This window comes from Clostridium nitrophenolicum (genome assembly GCF_055391695.1).
Window position 1 is genome coordinate 3,113,255 of the sequence record NZ_AP042469.1, and the last position, 17,638, is coordinate 3,130,892.

A 17,638-nucleotide genomic window follows, 5' to 3' on the forward strand; every position below is an offset into this window, starting at 1 on the left:
ATTTTGTTATGAGAACGTTCTCTACCCTATTTATATAACTAGATAAAATCAAATTTATTGAGGAGGTTATGAATTTGAAGACAATCGCTATTGCAGGAACATTCGATACGAAAGGTGCTGAATATTCATATGTAAAGGAATTGATTGAAAGTTTGGGTTTAGGTACTTTCACCATTCACACTGGCGTGTTTGAGCCAACCTTTAAACCAGATGTATCAAACAGTGAAGTAGCTGAGGCAGCAGGCACAGACATAAGAACTCTAGCTTCTAAAAAAGATAGAGCATTAGCAACAGAAGTATTATCAAAGGGAATGGAAAAATTACTGCCTGAACTATATAAGCAAGGTAAATTTGATGGTATTATCTCCTTTGGTGGTAGTGGCGGAACTTCACTAGTAACACCAGCTATGAGAGCACTGCCTATTGGTGTTCCAAAAGTCATGGTATCAACAGTAGCTTCTGGAAATACCTCTCAATACGTAGGTACAAGTGATATTATTATGATGCCTTCTATAGTAGATGTTGCAGGGCTTAACTCAATTTCAACAAAGATTTTTTCAAATGCAGTATTTGCAATTGCAGGTATGGTTAAATTTGAAAACACAAAAGTAATGGATAAAAAATCATTAATTGCTGCAACTATGTTTGGGGTAACAACGCCCTGTGTTACGACAGCTAGAGAATATCTTGAAACTAGAGGATATGAAGTACTTGTGTTCCATGCAACAGGTATAGGTGGACAATCTATGGAGGCACTTATTGATGCTGGTTTTATTGAAGGTGTGCTAGATCTTACTACAACAGAATGGGCAGACGAAATTATTGGCGGGGTTTTAAATGCAGGACCACATCGTTTAGAGGCGGCAGCTAGAAACCATATTCCACAGGTTGTATCAGTTGGTGCACTTGATATGTGTAACTTTGGCCCCTATGACACAGTACCAAGAAAATTTGAAGGCCGCAATTTGTATAAGCATAACCCTACTGTAACACTCATGAGAACAAATATTGAGGAAAATGAAGCAATTGGTAAAAGGCTTGTTGAAAAATTAAATATGGCAAAAGAAAAAACTGCCTTATTTTTACCTCTAAAAGGCATATCGGGAATAGACATAGAAGGCCAACCATTCTATGGTGTAGAAGAAGATAAAGTGTTATTTGACATCTTAAGAAATGGTGTAAATAGAAATGTTGTAGAAGTGGTTGAAATGGATTGTGCTATTAATGATGTAGAGTTTGCTGAAGCAGCAGCACAAAAATTAATAGATTTAATGAATAAATAAGACCATAGATATATTATGGATCAATAAAAAACTATAAACAAAATATAAATTTATAGGAGGGTTTATAAATGAATACAATGACAAGAAAAGAAATCATAGAGAAATTTAAGGAAGAAGTTAAAAATGGAAAGATACTTTTAGGCGTAGGTGCTGGTACAGGTATTACCGCTAAAAGTAGTGAAGCTGGTGGAGCTGATATGCTTATCATCTATAATTCCGGAAGATATAGAATGGCAGGCCGTGGTTCGTTAGCTGGATTGTTATCTTATGGAGATGCAAATCAAATTGTAGTTGAAATGGGTTCTGAAGTACTGCCTGTTGTAAAACACACTCCAGTACTAGCTGGTGTATGTGGAACTGATCCTTTTAGAGTTATGGATGTATATTTAAAACAGTTAAAAGAACTAGGATTTAATGGAGTTCAAAACTTTCCAACAGTAGGCTTGATTGATGGTGTATTCAGACAAAATCTAGAAGAAACAGGCATGGGATATGACCTAGAAGTAGAAATGATTAGAAAAGCGCATGAATTGGACATGCTTACAACACCTTATGTATTTGATCCAGAGCAAGCAAAAGCAATGGCAGCCGCTGGAGCAGATATCCTAGTAGCACATATGGGCTTGACTACCAAAGGTACAATTGGAGCAAAAACAGCTCTTACGTTAGATGATTGTGTAAAGAAGATTGAAGCTATTATTAAAGCTGGTAAAGAAGTTAATCCAGATATTATGGTAATCTGCCACGGAGGACCTATTGCAGAACCAGAAGATGCTGCATATGTGATTGAAAGAACAAAAGGAATAGATGGATTCTTTGGTGCATCTAGTATTGAAAGATTTGCTGCTGAAAGAGGTATTAAAGAGCAAACATCATCATTTAAATCAATAACAAAATAAGTATAAGAACAATCGAATATTTTATTAGGTGCAAGATACTTATAATTCAAAACATCTTGCATCTAACTTTTATTCCCAAATATATTTTTATTTATTAATAAATTATAGAAAATCCATCCTTTTATTTGTTGCCTTCTACCCTATTTTTACCTTTCTCTGTAGCTGCTGTTTTTCTTTTCATAGTTTTTATGTTATCTACATGTCTAAATCTCATCGCTGACCAATTATCATCAATTGATACTTGAGATACAGGTTCAAATTCGTAAGGCGAAAAAACTTCCCATGCTTTTGTTCTATTTATATCTGATTTATACCTTTTGGAAGTTCCTTTTGGATAGCAAAGCCATAAATGTCCATCAGTTTCTAATACCTCAATTAAATTATTTGCTATACTTTTGGCCTTGCATAAATCTATTTCAAATACTTGTATAAATTTATACTTGCCACTTATCGTTGTATGAATGTCTGATGTAATTTCAGCTAAAACATCTTTGTACTCCTCTGGTGCATTTAAAATTAAAACTGTGTTTTGTGTTGTCAAACCTAATTTTTTTAAAATAGGGTTCATAGTATATCCTCCAAATATTTAATTTAAGTAATCATAATTGTATCATAAATGATTTTAACATTTATCCTCAATATAGTATATATAATTAAAGCTATACATACTATTAAAAATCATGTCTTATATTTAGCATAAAATACTATAAGTAAATGATAGCACTCAATATTATTGCATTTTTATACTCATGTATATACTTCTTCATGCTGCTTTCTCTCCTGCTCTATACATTCAAATAAAAGTATGAACTAAGTATCTTGTGGAAAATTTATGTATATGATGATATAATTGTAAAAGACGAATTTTATAAGGAGATTTTATTATGAAAAAAAATGTTAGAAATATAATCATTGTCTTAGGTATGATATCAATTCCGATAATTGGGATAGGTTCATATATGATTACGCTAAGGCCAGATACTAACTCAGCATCACATATAGAGATTAAGAATGAGACTAAGAATGAAGTGAAAACTAACTCTACAATAAAGGAAAACGATGTTAGTACAAAAAATAATACTAGGCTCGAAGTAGCAGCAAGCATACATCTGATGGCTAATGGTCTGGTGGTTGCAGAAGATAATGCAAAAGATGGAGTAAAAGCTATGACTCAAGATGAATTAAATGCTACTTATAAGCTAATTCAAACCTTACCAGAAGGACCTGAAAAAACTAACTTTATAGAAATTATAACAAGGTGGAAGAATTGCGATTTTTCTCAGATTGTAGAAGATCACAATACAGTATGGAAAATACTAGGTGAGGGACAGCCAGAAGGTTCACTAAAAGGACGTGCCATTAAAATTAATGAACCAGCTATAAAACCTACTATTAATCTTATTAAAAGAGGAGATTATTTAAAAGACGAATAACAGATTAAACATTATTAATAAGTTCTATTGTATCTAATTTTATCCTAATGACGAAACTACTTCTTCACTTGTTCGAACCTGACCTATCCTAGGAAAGATATATCTACAAACATAATCATGTTCTTCCTTCATTGATGCAGTCATTGCATCTTCCACAAAAATTTGATTATAGCCATGTTGATACGCTTCTCTTGCTGTAGTATCTACACCAATTCCAGTAGAAATACCGCATAGTACAATAGTATCAATTCCACGACGTCGTAACTGTAAATCAAGGTCAGTACCATAGAATGCTCCCCATTGTCTTTTGGTGATGGTATGAGCATTTTTAATATTTGCTAATTCAGGCACAAAGCTATCCCAACCTTTTGGTAATTGCATTGAATTAGTATTTGAATCTGTTTTTGGCTTTGGCATATCTTTTCCATCTGTAGAAGAAACTCTTAGAAGGGCCACAAATCCTCTCTTTTCTGTGAATGCATTAATTAATTTACTTGCATTCCGAACAACCTGATCACCAGTATGAGGAGAAAGCTCCCTGTTTACAATTCCATTCTGCAAGTCTATGACTACAAGTGCTGTTCTTTCTGCTTTAATAAATTCGGTTTTATTTGTTGATTTTAAATCTTCCATTTTTTCTCTCCTATTCATTTTGCTATATATATTATGATTATTAACTTAAGCTAGCTTTTTATATACTGAAGAATAAACCCATAATGCATTTATCAATAACAATGTACTTGTAATAAAAAATACATATCTAATACCCAAATAGGCTGATATTTGTCCACCTAAAATTGAACCTCCAAATACACCTAGATACGATGCCGACATGTTAAAACCGAAAACTCTACCTGTAAGGGAATCTGGTGTAATTCTCTTAATTAAGGCATTAACAGAAGGAAGCAATCCTGCTGTTGCTAAGCCTAATAAAAAACGAAGCGCCATCAACTGCCAAGGATTTCTTACAAAGGCTTGTGGTATAAAAATTACTCCTGCTACTAAAAGTGCAACTAACATAATCTTCTGTGGTCCAATTTTATCAGAAATTTTCCCCAGTCTTGGAGCAGCAATTATACTTGCCATCCCTGAAGCTGAGAATGCCATTCCAGCAAGCAGTGCGACATGGTTAGTATTGTTAGACAATTGGGTAACATATATTGTTATGATTGGTTCTATAGAGTATAATGCCAAGGTTAATACAAAAGATGTAACAAACATTGTGATTATTAAACTTCTGTTTGGAATAAGGCTCCATATCTCTTTAGTACCAAGAACCTTTTTCTCTTGACGATTAAAAGTTTCCTTTACAAATAAAACAGTTGTAATGAATGCAATAAGTAGCAGCGCACCTGTTATAAAAAATACATTTTGTAATCCAAGGTTTTCTCCTATATAACCACCAATCATTGGTCCAAGCAGAGAGCCTGCAATAGATGCTGTAGAAAGTGTACCTAAAGCCCATCCTACATGTTCCTTATCTGTCTGAGTTGCAATCAAGGTAGTGCAAGCGGTGCTATAGCCTGTTATAACTCCCTGCAGCAATCTTAATCCTATCAGTTGATATACATTGCGTGCAAAACCCATGCTAAATACAACTAATGCCATACCAAGGCTTGCTCGCAGAAGCATTGGCTTTCGTCCAAACTTATCAGCAGCCCGCCCCCAAATTGGCGAAAAGACAGCTGAAATTATAAAGGTAACACCAAAAGCAATTCCTGAGAATTGTTCAATTAAAGCTGTACTATGAACTCCAAGGTGTTTTATATATAGCGGCAATACTGGAGCAATCTGACTCATGCCTACACTTGTTACAAACATTCCAAACCAGCAAACTATTAAATTTCTTTTCCATACTTTCATGAATATAAGCCTTCCTTCTACTATGCTTCAATTATTGTAAAAAAGTACTTAACAATACTATCCTCATTTTAACTTACAGATTGGCTTTATACCATGCACTATATTAAACCACATGGACATTTTTGCTATAGAATTCTGAGGGGCTTATCCCTTCAATTCTTTTAAATATCCTGCTAAAATAAAATTCATCAGTGAATCCAAGTTCCTGTGACACTTCTTTTATTTTTTTATCACCTTCAATTATAAGCTCTTTAGCTTTATCAATTTTCATCTTGTTAAAGAAACCAATTACAGAATATCCTGTAGTAGCCTTGAAAGTTCTTGATAGATAAGTAGGTGAAAGCTGTACCATCTCTGATAATTCAGTCAAGGTCAGCCTATTATTTATATTCTTATGCATGTATTTAATAATTTTTTCTATTTTTAAGGATGTTGAGTAATTCTGGTTTTGCTTTTTTATACTTTGGAAGATTTCAAAAATTAATTGCTGAAGTAAAGCCTTAGTAATAAGCTCATAACCAGGCAGCTTTATATTCCAGCTATCAACTAATTTTTTAAATACATTACTGATATGATAGTAATCCTTTAATTCTTGTACAGAATGAAGTGGTAGCATTTCATTTTCATCTCTAACAGCCCATTTGTTATCATTAAAGAACACATTTATATAGCTGAAATGCACTGACATAAAACAGATGGAATCATCAATATCTGCCTCTATACAATGCAATACATCAGGACAAATGTAGAACATCATACCTTCCTTAATCTGATATCTTTTATTTTTAACTACAAAATTCCCTTTTCCTCCGGTAACGAGTATGAGTTCATGATGTTGAAGTGTTCTAGTGATTTTTGATGGATATTTCCGAGAGTCATTAAATTGCCTCATATTACAATAATGAATGTGAAAAAAAAGACTATTTATGTTCATTTTATCCTCCTTAGCTCAGGTTAAAAAGCAATAAAAAAATAGATTTATTGCTAATTCCTTAACCTATAAATCTATTTTACCATAGTAATTTATTTATTTTTTAGAAAATTAATAGTGCAACAACTTGTTGCACTATTAAAATAAATTCTATTTTATAATATTAATTAAATATAAATCCAACATCTTATTTCTAAAGAAGCCTATCTTTTTTTAAATTCTATCAAATTATAGACTACTCAGTATAACAAACAATAGGGGTTCCTGGTACAATATTATCATATATTGCATTTGCTAAACTATATGGTGAGTTTATGCACCCATGAGAACCACTTTTCATATAAATATCTTTTCCAAATTCTGTTCTCCATGTTGCATCATGAATACCTATATTTCCATTAAAAGGCATCCAAAAATCAACTGGTGCACTATAATTTTCTCCCTTTAATGTAGCTTTTCTTTCTTTATAATTTAATACATATGTACCTGAAGGGGTTCCAAAATTTTGGTTCATATCTCCAGTAACAACATCTCCTTCTGTAACAAGAGCACCATTTTTATAAAACCATAAATGTTGTTTTGTTAAATTAATTTCTACGTATGTATTTCCAATATCATTATTATCATGAGATACTGCCTTTTGTGAATATATTGGTTCCCTCGTTGCATCTTTACCTTTTTTTATAACTTCAATTAAACTCTTCACTTCTTCAGGCTTATTAATAATCCACCCATAGTTACCACCATATACTTGTACTACTTTGGCTGTTGATGTAGTAAAAGTTCTTGTTTTTCCAAATGTATTGTACTTAGCAGCTAATGAATATACATACTTTCCAATCTGCTCTTCATTAAATGCAACATTCATATTTTCATCTACATAAAGCCATTTATTTATAGTTGAACCATCTGCCACTTCTTTATTATCACCAAATGTATGTGTAATCTTCAAACTTGTATATTTATTAAGAAGATCTATAGCTTCTTTAGCCTCTTTAGATTTTAACGTATACTTTGGTTTTTCATAACAATTAGCCTCATCTAGATTTAATATGTTTTTTTGTTTTAAAATTGCATTTTCTACATTTTCGTATACAGCATCTTTCTTTATTTTGTTTCCGTTAACTTCAGCTATCATCTTATACCCATCATTTGAATACTCAAAAGAAACATTTTTAGGTTCAGTTACCTTCTTACTACTAAAGAAATTCTCCTTGTTTAATTTTTCTTTTAACAATTCTTTGTCGAAAGTTATTAGACCGTCTATTTGCACCTGACTTTTACTAAAAAGTGAGGTAATCCACTTAAATGGATTTTGTTTGTTTTTGAGCTCTTTAATTCTATCCTTTTCATTACATACTAATCCAATTTCTTTTCCATTAATCTTACTCTTAACTCCATCTCGTCCTTCTACTTCTAATGAATATGTAGAAATAACTGATGATATTTTTTCTTCTGCCCCATTTATAGTTTTAAATGAAATATCAATTCCATTAATTTGAGTACCAGAATAAAAATGATTCATATAAAATATTGATATTCCTAAATACATAAAAATTAAAGTGCTTATTACTATTATAATACCTTTTTTATTATTCATAATTTTATTCTTTTGTTTTCTTCTCTGTTTTCTCATAATAAATATCATCCCTTTGGTTATGGTTAATATACAAAATTTCACAAAAAATCTTGATCTTATTTTAATTTTGCATTTCTTAATAAATTATCTTTACTTTCCACCTATATAGTTGGCATATCAAAAAGCTCATCTAACACTTCCTTATATTTATTTTTGTAATCTTGAGTAAATGGGGTATCCTTTTCACCTATGTTTCTTTCATTCATTATCATATCATAATATTTATTTACTTTGCATCTTTACTTTTTTTTATTTTGAATTCATACGCTTCACTTATTAGCTTTACTCCCTGAAATGCTCTGTCTAAATTCTTTTTTTTGCAAGAATTATGTATTTATTAATAATTAATTTCTTTAGTATTTTTCCTTTGGCAATTCTTCTTTTTATTTTAAATAAATATGTAATGAAAATAATTTTTGCATATAAATATCTACTTGCTGAAGCTTACGGGTAAAATAAATTATAAGATATTAGATTAAATAAATGAACATTAATACTATCACCACCTTAGTTTAAATTCTAATCTCAAATGTTCTTAATTATAAATATTTAGATTGAACCAATCACTAATATATAAGATTTTATGTTTTGAAATACCCTTTATATTTTATCACCATATTTACAATAAATATATAAATTAAGAGAACATACTCAAAATTTTATATTATAAACAAGATTAATTAATTTATTAAAGATCTTCATGTTTTTCTGCCCTTATTTTTATAAATTTTACTTTCATCTACCTAATATAACATATAATATTAAAATAAACACTGCATATTTGTATTTTCAGAGAATTATATCTACAACTAGCCTTGTAGTACTCATATATATATCTTTCATTTTTTATTTTCTTCAACTGTAGATATTTATTTTAAATCTTTTACATTTTTTACAACAAAATAAGCACTTGGAGTTGACCAAGTGCTCTCCTATATCACCAGCTTACAATCTCTGCTGATGAACAACTATTTTTCTATAGTACCATTAAATCTCTTAAGTGATATAAGCTTTATAGAGTTAGAATAAGGATCTATAAAACTATATATGATGCTGTAAGAAGTAAACGATGTGTAGTATTTAACTATGGAAATTCAAAATGTGAATGTGACTGGCAAAAGGTTAAACCAGTAATTCTTATTTTTAAAGACATTTCATGGTATTTATTTTCATTTATTGAAAATAGTAAAAAAATATAATATCAATTGTTGAAATTGCAAAAGAATATGGGGTTAAATTTATTTATCATTCATTTGGCATGACATTAAGAGATACTCAAAGAGATTATTATTACTCGAAGCTAGATGAGCTGTTTCCTGGTACGTAGTCATCGGATAAACATGAGGGGGCGATAGCATATATGCTATCGCCTATCTTAATTTGAAAGTAAATTAATTATGATAAACATTAATTTCTGCTGCTGAAGCCCATCCACCAACACCTGATGTTGCTTCAAGTTTTACATAAGCTGCACTAGTAGGTGTGAATTTCGCAGTCTTTTCAGAAGTGTCATCTGCCCATGTACCAGTTGATACTTTTGTAAAGTTCACACCATCATTACTTACATATACATTGTATCCTGTAATGATACCATTATGAGTACCATCCTGCCTTGGAAGGTAATTTATTTGACTAACATTTTGACTACCACCAAGATTTAGTATGATTGATTGTGGTAAAGGATTAGACCCATCCCATTTTGTATGCCATATTGTTGATGAGTTATCATCTATTGCACAGGATGCTCTATTATTTTGATTTGCAGTCTCCTCACTTGTTGCTGTTGCTGTCATTTGTGAGTGTGGTATTTTAACTAGTATAGGTGTAGGCGTTTTATAAACATTAATTTCTGCTGCAGAGGCGTATCCACCAACACCAGCTGTTGCCTCAAGACGTACATAGGCTGCATTGGTAGGTGTAAAGGTAGCAGTCTTTTCAGTATAATCATTTGCCCATGTACCGCTTGATACTTTTGTAAAGTTCACACCATCATTGCTTACATATACATTGTATCCTGTAATGATACCATTATGATCACCCTCATGACCACTATCCTGTCTTGGAAGATAATTTATTTGACTAATATTTTGACTACCACCAAGATTTAGTATGATTGATTGTGGTAAAGGTTGAGACCCATCCCATTTTGTATGCCATATTGTTGATGAATTTCCATCCAATACATTGCGTGCTGGATATTCTGGGTGCTCGCCCATTGATGTTGCTGTCATCTGTGATTGTGGTATTATCTGAGAGCTTGGATTGCTTGTACCATTGGTCGAAAAATCTATTATTTTTACACCTGGAATATGATTGTCTACGAAATTCTTAACTGTTGTACTACTTGTACTATTTGGGGCAGATCCAGGCATAGTGCTATCTAGAGCATTTCCAGTCATAGTATTACTTGAAATTGGTGTAGCTGGTCCTGCTACAATTCTCATATTGGTAGCATTATCAAAATGAAACGTTCCAGTCTCTAATCCGCCTAATGGTATCTTACACATGCTAAGCATAGATTTTACAGAGTCACTGCCGTATTTATTTATTAACCAATTCCAATCCCAATTTGAATATCCTGGTATATCTCTATGAGTATATTGATCTAATATATCTTCTGTTGCACTTTTTACTCCTGGTTTACCAAAAGTAAGATCTATAGTAGGTCTGTTTGTTGGGTGATCTGTTCTAGCGTTATCACTATATCTTAAGAATCCGTGGTAAGTAATGGTAAAGTCAACATACATTTTAGCAGTATAAGGTACGTCTGCAGTAGTCTTAAGAGTTTGCAATTCTAAATGTACTTGTTGATGTGCTGGTACGGTAGTAGAATATGAAGTTGTCAATGTGTTAGTTGATGAAGTTTGTGAAGTATCTGTCCATCCTTGGTCTGCACTAAAATTAACTTGTATTTCAGACTCTGTGCCCATTATCCCAGCACTAAACTTATATTTATTTTTTAATGAAATACCTTCTGAAAATTTATAAGTAGAACTATGTGAAGTAGTAGTAGATAGTTGGTAAGAAAGAGTACTAGTAGCTGTACCAGGAGCATCACCACTTACAAGATCACAACTACCTGCTACTTGTGGTTGAAGATTCGAAACCTTCTGAGGACCAGTAACTAATGTTGTAGGATCAAGGTAAAATTTCACATTAGAAATTGTCATTTTTAATCTCTCATTAGACCTATACCCTGATGCATATGGATCATTTGCGTTATAATGTGCTTGTAAAATATAGTCATTTCCTGATTTAGAAAAATCGAAATCGTCTCCTACATACTGACTTCTAGTACCACCACACCATCCAAAGCCTAAGTTATGAGCGAGCAATGCATATTGCCTTATAAAAGAAGGATCTCTAAAGATTTTTGCCTTTAAATCCTCCTCATCAGTAAAAGAAAATATTCGAGGACTTCCCTGAGGTATATCATCTGTAGCTGCGTGAACCACTTGCTTGTATGCTGGAGATATTAAGGAAATAGGCGAAATAAGTTGTGACACAAGCAGCGAGCTCAGGAATGCCGCCTTAAATAACTTTTTTAAACTAATCATTTTTCAATCCCCCTCGTATAATTTAAGTTTGTACCTAATTTTCACACAAATAATTTTTTGTTCAAATTTCTTATAAATTCTTTATACCAACCTCCTTCTTTTCTGGCTTCACTTTATGGATTAGGAATTTTCAAATTTAATTTGTGTTTTTCATAAAATAAGTTCCCAATCTTGTTAGAGCCGAATTAGTCATCTTAGTAGTTTAGAATTAAATTTATATAAACAAAAACTGCTCCACAATAAAAAGATATAAATATATCCTTCTAATTGCAGAGCAGCTAAAGCTTCATCAATCATAGATTGGTATCTCTAATTGCCTTTTTGCATTTCTTTATTTATTTTTTATTAATTACTTAATTATTTTTCCAGAGACTACACAATTGTTTCTCCGAAACTTTAATAATAATCAAATAATTTTTGTACTTCTATATTACACAATTCTTCTATTGTTGTCAATATATTAGTATTTTTTTATTTTCTTGCTTTTTTGTAGAATATACATATATATATTTCCATTTTATAATTGTTTCTCACAAAATATATCACGAAAAAAGAGATTTCTTAAATTTTATTGGTTGAAAAATGTAATAATTTATGATAAATTAAGAATTACCAGAATTGATTTGCTATAATTTGGTAAAAAAATTTTCAGAAACTTAATCATTCATACTGTCATTCGTAGTATGAAATCCTAATTTGCACTCTTTGTCTGTTGAAGAAGGATTGATTTTAAAAAAATTAATTTTAATGATGGTATAATGTTTAAAATTGGGGGGGTGATAGTTTATGGATTATAAGGATAAAATTATACTCCAAAACATGTCTGTACTATACATAGAAGATGAACCTATTACAAGAAAAGAAATTTCTAATTACATCAAGAGTCTTTTAGGCAAGTTAGTTACTGCTAGTAATGGTTTAGATGGATTAAAAAAAATTCAAACATATAATCCAGATATATTGATTGTAGATTTAATTCTACCTGATATGACTGGTATCGAATTGATTGCTCAAATTAGAGAGAGCGGTTGTAGTTGTCCGATTATTACAACAACTGGCTTAGATAATATTGAAGATATATTGAAATTAGTTGACTTAGGAATTGAAAAGTATATTATTAAACCAATTGATACCAGCGAGTTATCTCAAGCTTTAGTGCAAATAAGCGGAAAACTATTAGGATTTCAAATTAAACAATATTTAAAGAAAACCTCGATATTAAATATTGAACAAAGAAAACAATTAGAACAGCAAATCCGAAATTGCTTTGGAATATATTTGAAAGAACTTACGGGGAAAGGCGCTGAAAGAATCGAAATAACGTTAAAAATTTCAGAAGTTGATATAAAATTAATAAACTGCTTAACAATTATGGAAAAAAGCCTAGCTGTTGGAGGTTATGATTATAAAATGATTGATTTTAATAGAAATTTTTTATATAAAGCTTGGAAAAAAGATATGGAAGATAAATTTTCTTTTTTTTGTGATTTTCCAATCTATTTAAAAGAAATAGAAACGAACTCTGAAAAAGGATATGATAAACTAACTTTTTCTTATATAATAAAGTGAAAATTCAATTAGATGGAACTATTAGAATAGGTAGTTACAGGATAAACTATAAAAAATTAGGAATAATAGACCGTTTTGAGAAATTCAATACGTTTTTTAATTTAAGTTAGATTTAAAATTGTTTAAAATAAAAATTATAGTATCAATTCTATTGGGTATTCTTGACTGTGCAAGAACCCAACTTGTCATTGGCGTCATTCTGATTACTATAACCTTTAAGAATTTTTATATTTCAACACATATAGCATCTTATCTATTATAAGATGTTCAGACTGCTGACAAACATATTTTGTCAGCAGTTTTTTATTTGGACAAAAAGGATCCTGAGTTTTTATATAGAATATATAAAATATAAGCTGTTTTATATTTGGAGGACTTGAAAATGATAAACGGAAGAAAAGAAACTCAAACCCAATTTGAAATTGTAGGGGTTTGTAAACAATCTGAGACACTCATCTAAAAATGAATGTCTTATTATTTTTATCTACTTTAGCTAAAAAATATCACGGATTTTTTCATAGTCCTTGCCTAATTCTCTCTGCATTACTTCCTGGAAAATACCAGCGCTTTTATAAAAATACATATCATGTCTTACACATTCAGCAGCAAGTGCTATCATAGGTTTACTTTCTGTCCAAATAACTTCAGCCATGCTGTTGCTTAGAATTTGCCCAAAAACAACCTCTTTCATATCTGAAACAAGTGTAATCCACCTGCCCCCCATTTCTTTGCGCTTTTCATCTACCAAACCATGCCTACAATATTTCTTTAATGGAACCTCTGAATCTTCATTGTTACTAAAATAAATAATCCCCATCCTAATATCTTGTTTTTCTAACTTCTGTATATCCTTTAACACATTTGGTAAATCCTCTTCCCATATCTGCATCAATAGTTCACTCTTTGTCTTTTTAATAATCTCTCTACATTTTGCAAATACATTAGAATTTTGGCGGATATGCCATATGTAATCTAAATCAGTTTTTGCAGGATATTCTTTTAATCGTTCTGTAAGATTCTCCAATACATCTGACGTTTCATGTTTTACTCTTTGTGCTATTTCATCTATTGGAACTGCTGCATATCTATTATTATTTTCTTGCTCTGTAAAAAGAATAAATCCCTTTGAAACCAATGATTCCAATATATTATAGATTTTGGATCGCGCTACTGATGATAACTTGCTTGCTTCATAACCGGAGGTACTTCCGTGTCTAAGTAATGCTAGATATACCTTTGCTTCTGCATCAGTTAAACCAATTTTATTTAACAAAATAATTTCATTATCTACCATATTTATATCCTTCCCTGACTTTATTCTATAGTTATACTGCTATAATATATTACCACAATATACTACCATAAAACTCCAAACATAGAAATACTCTTTTAATTAATATAAGAAGGAACTGCCATATGACTAATTGCGTCCTATGGCAGTTCCTTTTAATATAATAATCTGAGGGATAACGGTATAGCAATAGTATCTATTATATGTTTTTTACCAAGGCTGCATAGCTCCGCCTTCTTCTGCTGGTCTGCAGTTCTTTGCAAATAATGCGAGACAGCCTTTTTGTTCTTTAAGAGGCGGACATACCCAATTTTTTCTTCTCTCTGCTAATTCCTCTTCTGATACTTCTAATGTTACTTCTCCTTTAATTGTATCTACTACAATAACATCACCATTTTCTACAAGTGCAATGTTACCACCATCGTATGCTTCTGGTGATACGTGTCCTACAATTGCTCCGTAGTTGAATCCTGAGAATCTGGCATCTGTTACAAGTCCTACACTCTTATGCAAGCCATAGCCTACTAACGCGTCTGTAGTAAGCATCATCTCTTTCATACCTGGGGAACCTTTACATCCTTCATAACGGATAACAATTACATCACCTGGTACAATTTCACCTTTTTCGATTGCTGCCAAGGATTCAAAGTCATTGCTGAATACTTTTGCTTTTCCTTTGAAGTATTTCATTTCCTTAGGCACACCTGTTGGTCTTACGATAGCACCATTTGGAGAAAGATTACCGCGCAGAACTTTAAGTCCTGGTTCGTTGTATAATGGGTCATTAAGACTTCTGATAATATCTGTGCTTTCTACTTTTACGTTAGCTAAAATATCTTTCCACGTTTTTCCTGTAATAGTTGGGACATCTGTATAAAGTTTGCTTTCAATCATCTTCATAACAGCTAGAACTCCGCCTGCATAGTGGAAATCTACTACTGTATATGGACCGCTTGGAATGACACCTGTAATACAAGGAATTTCTTCAGCATATTTTTCAAAGTCTGCCATTGTAATTTTGATACCAAGCTCATATGCAATGCTTAAAATGTGTAACACTGCATTTGTTGATCCTGCAACTGCCATATCAAACATAATTGCATTTAACAATGTTTCTTTTGTAATTAAGTCAGAAGGCTTACGGCCAGATTTTATCAACTCTACCATGTAAGCTCCTGCTTCTCTTGCTTTACGGATCTTTAAGTTATCAGATGCAGGAATCGTACCTGTTCCTGGAAGAACCAAGTTCATAACTTCTCCAAGCATTTGCATTGTATTTGCTGTTCCCATTGACGGACAAGCACCATAAGATGGACATACGTGTTCTTCCATATCCGCTAATTTTTCTTCGCTTTCACCACCAAGTACTGCAACGTCAAGCTCTGCTTCTACAACTTTTTTACCACAATAGTTTCCAGGCTGCATAGAACCACCAGTAATAACCATTGCCGGGATATCCAGTCTAGCTGCTGCTAAATATGTGCCTGCGATAATATTGTCGCAAGACGCAATCATTGCCAAGCCGTCAAAATGATGTACTTTTGTAACAAATTCAATAGACATTGCTACGATATCACGGCCAACTTGTTCATATTTTAATTCTTCTGCCCCATTTGCTACGTTACCACATGTTGCAGGGATTCCGAATTCTACAGGAATACCGCCTGCAGCCCAAATTCCTTGTTTTACTGCTTCAGCGATTTGGCGAAGATGGGCACTACCTGGAGAACCTTCCATAAATGAGTTTGGTACTCCAATGTGAGGTTTGTGTTTAATGTCGCTGTCTGTATATCCAGCCGCTTTTAACATAACACGACGATGCGCTGCTTTTGGTCCATTCCAATATGCTCTATTACCTTCCATTTTTCTTCCCCCTTATATCCCCTTAAAAATTTGGCTCAATGATTAGATCTTCTGATTTTATTTGTTCTACCACTTGTTTTTGCCAGTCTTCCTGTGCAATATCTTCAAAAGATACTGATACATGGCCTTCACTACAACCAAGTTCCTTAACGGTTAATTTTTGTATTTTCTTTGCAAGATCTTCTTTTACTTCTAGGCTTCTTCCTGGATACATTTTTACTGAAATATGCGGCATAATATTTCCTCCTTTCTATTTTATTAACTCCATTTGGTTCCGATACCTTGTTCTATTGCTTTATCATAAATATACTTTGCAGTTATCAGGTCTTGTGTTCCGATTCCTACAGTTTTAAATACGATGATTTCATCATCATTTTCTCTTCCGGCTACATTTCCCAGTATAACTTCCCCTAAATCACCTGTGAAATCATCTTTTGTAATTGTTCCATTTTCAAGCGGAATTAAGATATCCCCTGCTTCTGATAATACAGCTTCGACCGAATCAAAATAAATCTTGCTTGCTCTTGTTAATATTACTGGATCCATTTCCTGCATGTGGTGCTGATAAGATCCAACGCAACTGATTGTTGCACCTCTTTTCACTTTGCTTCCATCAAATACAGGCTTTGAAGAAGGAGTCACTGTAATAATCAAGTCAGCATCTTCAATTGCTTCATCGGAGCTTTCTGCTGCTACAATCTTTGTTCCATACTCCTTTAATTCCTCCTGCATCTTTGCTGCAAAGGCTTTTGTTCTTTCAAAGTTTAAATCATATACTTTTACCTCTTCAATATCACGAGCAACGATCATAGCCTCTAACTGTGTAGCTGCCTGTCCACCTGTTCCGATCAATGCACCTTTTTTAGCATCTTTTCTTGCTAATATATCAAATGCTGCCCCTGATGCGGCTCCTGTTCTAAGTTGAGTAACATATGTTCCATCTAAAATTGCATTTACAAATCCATTTGTTCCATCCACTAGCAATACCTGTGCTGGTGCTGATATAATTCCTTTATCAATATTTTTCGGAAAAATATTAATAATTTTCAATGATGCGCAATCTATATCTGATACATATGCTGGCATGAACAAGAATGTACCATCATGCTTTGGTGCAGGAATTTGGGTACGAAGTGGTACAACACTTTTTCCTTCTGTAAAAATACGAAAAGCATCTTTATCAGCCTCAATGGCATCTTTCATTGAAAATACTTTTTTAATGTCCTCTCTTGATAATAATAACATAATTAATTCTCCTTTTTACTGTAGATTTTAATGTCTATTAATATAACGTGAAAAATAGTATTGAA

General features: G+C 32.2%; 15 protein-coding genes. 5 read left to right on the top strand and 10 right to left on the bottom strand.

All coding sequences use genetic code 11. The features are described 5' to 3' along the window. The first annotated feature begins 74 nt into the window (after positions 1–74). Entirely contained in the window at positions 75–1,283 is a 1,209-nt protein-coding gene (locus ACZ5N4_RS14775) for a Tm-1-like ATP-binding domain-containing protein (RefSeq protein WP_464203277.1), read from the top strand. 68 nt (positions 1,284–1,351) lie between these two features. Next, entirely contained in the window at positions 1,352–2,182 is an 831-nt protein-coding gene (locus ACZ5N4_RS14780; RefSeq protein WP_211140737.1) for a phosphoenolpyruvate hydrolase family protein, read from the top strand. Between the two features lie 121 nt (positions 2,183–2,303). Here the strand turns inward: ACZ5N4_RS14780 and ACZ5N4_RS14785 are convergent, their stop codons facing one another. Beyond that, a complete protein-coding gene (locus ACZ5N4_RS14785; protein ID WP_464203278.1) occupies positions 2,304–2,750 on the bottom strand; it encodes a hypothetical protein in 447 nt (148 codons plus the stop codon). A 316-nt stretch (positions 2,751–3,066) separates the two neighbouring features. On the opposite strand from ACZ5N4_RS14785, the gene ACZ5N4_RS14790 reads away from it, so the two are divergent. Further along, on the top strand, positions 3,067–3,615 hold the full coding sequence (locus tag ACZ5N4_RS14790; RefSeq protein ID WP_464203279.1) for a DUF6241 domain-containing protein: 549 nt from the start codon (positions 3,067–3,069) through the stop codon (positions 3,613–3,615). 39 nt (positions 3,616–3,654) lie between these two features. Here the strand turns inward: ACZ5N4_RS14790 and ACZ5N4_RS14795 are convergent, their stop codons facing one another. The 4 genes from ACZ5N4_RS14795 to ACZ5N4_RS14810 all read right to left on the bottom strand — a co-directional run bounded on the left by ACZ5N4_RS14795 (position 3,655) and on the right by ACZ5N4_RS14810 (position 8,045). Continuing rightward, positions 3,655–4,248: a hydrolase gene (locus ACZ5N4_RS14795; RefSeq protein WP_464210952.1), complete on the bottom strand. Its 594-nt coding sequence runs from the start codon at positions 4,246–4,248 to the stop codon at positions 3,655–3,657. Positions 4,249–4,293: 45 nt separating this feature from the next. After that, the gene (locus ACZ5N4_RS14800) at positions 4,294–5,478 is read right to left on the bottom strand and encodes a multidrug efflux MFS transporter (protein WP_464203280.1); all 1,185 of its coding nucleotides are present in this window, start codon (positions 5,476–5,478) and stop codon (positions 4,294–4,296) included. A gap of 103 nt (positions 5,479–5,581) precedes the next feature. Then, positions 5,582–6,412, bottom strand: coding sequence for an AraC family transcriptional regulator (locus ACZ5N4_RS14805; protein ID WP_464203281.1), 831 nt, complete (start codon positions 6,410–6,412; stop codon positions 5,582–5,584). Between the two features lie 232 nt (positions 6,413–6,644). Beyond that, entirely contained in the window at positions 6,645–8,045 is a 1,401-nt protein-coding gene (locus tag ACZ5N4_RS14810) for a L,D-transpeptidase family protein (protein WP_464203282.1), read from the bottom strand. Positions 8,046–9,091: 1,046 nt separating this feature from the next. On the opposite strand from ACZ5N4_RS14810, the gene ACZ5N4_RS14815 reads away from it, so the two are divergent. Then, positions 9,092–9,247: a WYL domain-containing protein gene (locus tag ACZ5N4_RS14815; RefSeq protein WP_464210954.1), complete on the top strand. Its 156-nt coding sequence runs from the start codon at positions 9,092–9,094 to the stop codon at positions 9,245–9,247. Positions 9,248–9,439: 192 nt separating this feature from the next. Here the strand turns inward: ACZ5N4_RS14815 and ACZ5N4_RS14820 are convergent, their stop codons facing one another. Further along, positions 9,440–11,605: an aerolysin family beta-barrel pore-forming toxin gene (locus ACZ5N4_RS14820; RefSeq protein WP_464203283.1), complete on the bottom strand. Its 2,166-nt coding sequence runs from the start codon at positions 11,603–11,605 to the stop codon at positions 9,440–9,442. A 786-nt stretch (positions 11,606–12,391) separates the two neighbouring features. Between ACZ5N4_RS14820 and ACZ5N4_RS14825 the strand changes: the two genes are divergently transcribed. Continuing rightward, the gene (locus tag ACZ5N4_RS14825; RefSeq protein ID WP_464203284.1) at positions 12,392–13,174 is read left to right on the top strand and encodes a Na-translocating system protein MpsC family protein; all 783 of its coding nucleotides are present in this window, start codon (positions 12,392–12,394) and stop codon (positions 13,172–13,174) included. Between the two features lie 493 nt (positions 13,175–13,667). Here ACZ5N4_RS14825 and ACZ5N4_RS14830 read toward each other — a convergent pair whose 3' ends face one another. From ACZ5N4_RS14830 to ACZ5N4_RS14845, 4 genes are all read right to left on the bottom strand, one after another. Beyond that, positions 13,668–14,468: a TrmB family transcriptional regulator gene (locus ACZ5N4_RS14830; RefSeq protein ID WP_464203285.1), complete on the bottom strand. Its 801-nt coding sequence runs from the start codon at positions 14,466–14,468 to the stop codon at positions 13,668–13,670. Between the two features lie 207 nt (positions 14,469–14,675). Beyond that, positions 14,676–16,328 (bottom strand): dihydroxy-acid dehydratase, encoded by a 1,653-nt coding sequence (gene ilvD, locus ACZ5N4_RS14835; RefSeq protein ID WP_464203286.1) that lies wholly within the window; start codon positions 16,326–16,328, stop codon positions 14,676–14,678. Between the two features lie 22 nt (positions 16,329–16,350). Further along, positions 16,351–16,563: a tautomerase family protein gene (locus ACZ5N4_RS14840; RefSeq protein ID WP_464203287.1), complete on the bottom strand. Its 213-nt coding sequence runs from the start codon at positions 16,561–16,563 to the stop codon at positions 16,351–16,353. Positions 16,564–16,586: 23 nt separating this feature from the next. Further along, entirely contained in the window at positions 16,587–17,573 is a 987-nt protein-coding gene (locus ACZ5N4_RS14845) for an ornithine cyclodeaminase family protein (RefSeq protein ID WP_464203288.1), read from the bottom strand. Positions 17,574–17,638 lie beyond the last annotated feature (65 nt).